Genomic DNA, 2,610 nt, shown 5'->3' with positions numbered 1-2,610 from the left:
TGCGCGCCGGATCGAGCCGCACGAAGGGCCGCAGCGCATCCTCGCGCCGCTCGGGCGCGATCCCGGGCCCGTCATCCTCGACCCGCAGGCGCAGGCTCTTCTCGGTCAGAGCGACCGACACCTCGCATCGGGTGCCGTAGCGGACGGCGTTGCCGATCAGGTTCTCGAGCGCCCGCCGCATCGCCGCGGGCCGCAGCGTCACCTCGCCCGCCCCCTCGGTGGACGCGACCGTCACGTCCTTGCCGGCGCGCCGCGCGTCCGCAACGATGCCCTCGACCAGCTCGATCGGGTCCGTGGGCTCGGCCTCGCCGCCCTGGGTGTCGCCGCGCGCGAAGTCGAGGAAGGCGTCGATGAGCCGCTGCATGTCCTCGACATCGCGCTCGAGCGGCTCGCGCTCTTCGTCCTCGAGCATCGAGAGCCCCAGCTTCAGCCGGGTGATCGGGGTGCGCAGGTCGTGGCTCACCCCCGAGAGCATCATGGTGCGCTGCTCGATCTGCCGCTCGATGCGGTTGCGCATGTCGAGAAAGGCGCTGCCCGCCGCCCGCACCTCGACCGCGCCCGCCGGCGCGTAGGGCTCGTGACGGCCGCGCCCGAAGGCCTCGGCCGCCCGCGCCAGCTCGGTGATGGGGCGCAGCTGGTTTCGCAGGTAGAGGAAGGCGATGACCGTCATCAGCACGCCGAAGACCATCATGTTCACGAAGAGCTGGTGCGCATTGGTCGGCGAGGCCCGGCGCCGCGAGAAACGCACCTGCGTGAGAGTCTCGCCGTCACGCAGGTAGAGTATGACGTAGTCGTCGTCGGGCAGCAGGATGCGTTCGGTGCCCGACACGAACCGCTCGAGCGTGCGTGTCACCACGAGCCCGGAGAAGTCGTACCACCGCCGCGCGTTCTCGGCCGGCAGCGCCGACTCGGGCACGGTGATCAGCTCCAGCGCGAGCGGCTCGGCCAGCGCCGGCTGCGCCACCGCCAGTTCGATCTCTCGTGCGAGCTCGCGGCTCATCTGGCTGGAGACATCCTCGAAATGCCGCTGGACGAAGACCACCGACACCACGAGCTGCAGCGTCACCACCGGCAGCAACAGGATCAACGCCGCCCGGCCGTAAAGCCCGCGGGGCATATAGTGTTTGAGCCAATGGAAGGACATGCGCTACCTCGGGATGTGAGCACAGCCAGAAAGCCCCGAAAGATGCAGGACCCGCAACCCGATTTTCAGCCCCGCCCCGGTGTGCCCGAAGAGCTCGGCCCCGGGCTGCGCCGGGTGCTGGCGCCCAACCCCTCGGCGATGACCTTCCGCGGCACCAACAGCTACCTCGTGGGCACGCGCGGCATCGCGGTGATCGATCCGGGTCCCGACGACCCCGACCATCTCGAGGCGCTGCTCTCGGCGCTGCGCCCCGGCGAGCACGTGAGCCACATCCTCGTGACCCATGCCCATCGCGACCACTCGCCCCTCGCCCGCCCGCTCTCGGAGGCGACTGGCGCGCCGGTGATGGCCTATGGCGACGCCGGATCGGGACGCTCCGAGCTGATGGAGCGCCTCGCGACCTCGGGCATGGTCGGCGGCGGCGAAGGCGTCGACGCGGGCTTTGCGCCCGACCGGTCGCTCGCCGACGGCGCGGTGATCGAGGGCGACGGCTGGCAGCTCGAGGCGCTGCACACGCCCGGCCATTTCGGCAACCACATGGCCTTCGCGCTGGGGGACGTGCTGTTCTCGGGCGATCTGGTGATGGGCTGGGCCACCTCGCTGGTCTCGCCCCCCGACGGCGACCTCACCGCCTTCATGTCCTCGCTCGCCCGGCTGGCCTCGCGGCGCTGGCAGGTGTTCCACCCGGGCCACGGCGCGCCGGTGGAGACTCCCGCTGAACGGCTCGAGACCCTCGCCTCGCACCGCCGCATGCGCGAGGCGCAGATCCTCGCTGCACTGGAGGACGGCGCCTCGGACGCCGCGGGGCTGGCCGCCCGTATCTACACCGATACGCCCCCCCAACTTCAGTCTGCCGCAGCCCGCAATGTACTCGCCCACCTGATCGACCTCGCCCGCCGCGATCTGGTGACGTGGCGGCAAGGCACTTCAGAAACGTCCGTTTTTTCATTGGCTTAGAAGGAATTTCGGAAAAGCTGAAAAAATGTGACAAATGGCTCTGGACAAGGTTCGAAGCCTGTTGCTATACGCCCCACATGTTCCGGCGTAGCTCAGCGGTAGAGCAGTTGACTGTTAATCAATTGGTCGTAGGTTCGATCCCTACCGCCGGAGCCAAAATATCTAAATGAGATCAATGAGTTACAAGGGCGGCCGCATCAGCGCCGCCCTTCTCATTTTCGGCAATCAGACATATAGCAGACATTGAACGGGCACTGTCTGACGGTTTCCACAGATGGATGATGCGCCCCGCGCGATCTCGCAAGCCGCTGATGGGTCTCACTTTTTCAGGTTGATCCATACCAAAAAGGGATTTGCTCCCAAAAATCCGGCTCAAATGTAAGCGGAGGAGGCCAAGCCTTCCTGCCCCCCACCCCCCACCTATATGGAGGGGGCATCTATCAGGGTGCTGAAATAGTCGGGCGAGCGGAATTGTTTTCCGTCTTGCTAGGCGTGATGGCGCGATCCTC

The 2,610-nt window shown here is 67.0% G+C and carries 2 protein-coding genes and 1 tRNA gene; 2 read left to right on the top strand and 1 reads right to left on the bottom strand.

The genetic code is table 11. From position 1 onward, the window contains the following. Nucleotides 1-1,144 (bottom strand): histidine kinase dimerization/phospho-acceptor domain-containing protein (locus HC022_RS23730; protein WP_167454044.1); only part of this gene is annotated, 1,144 nt, incomplete at its 3' end. A gap of 42 nt (nucleotides 1,145-1,186) precedes the next feature. Between HC022_RS23730 and HC022_RS23725 the strand changes: the two genes are divergently transcribed. Together HC022_RS23725 and HC022_RS23720 are read left to right on the top strand one after the other, a co-directional pair. Next, the gene (locus tag HC022_RS23725; RefSeq protein WP_167454043.1) at nucleotides 1,187-2,101 is read left to right on the top strand and encodes an MBL fold metallo-hydrolase; all 915 of its coding nucleotides are present in this window, start codon (nucleotides 1,187-1,189) and stop codon (nucleotides 2,099-2,101) included. Nucleotides 2,102-2,182: 81 nt separating this feature from the next. Further along, nucleotides 2,183-2,257, top strand: a tRNA-Asn gene (locus HC022_RS23720). The last annotated feature ends 353 nt before the right edge of the window (nucleotides 2,258-2,610 follow it).

Source organism: Salipiger sp. HF18, from assembly GCF_011806505.1.
Classification (GTDB): Bacteria; Pseudomonadota; Alphaproteobacteria; order Rhodobacterales; family Rhodobacteraceae; genus Salipiger; species Salipiger thiooxidans.
The sequence above is the reverse complement of the archived record's forward strand: the minus strand, read 5'-3'. Positions and strand labels throughout refer to the sequence as shown.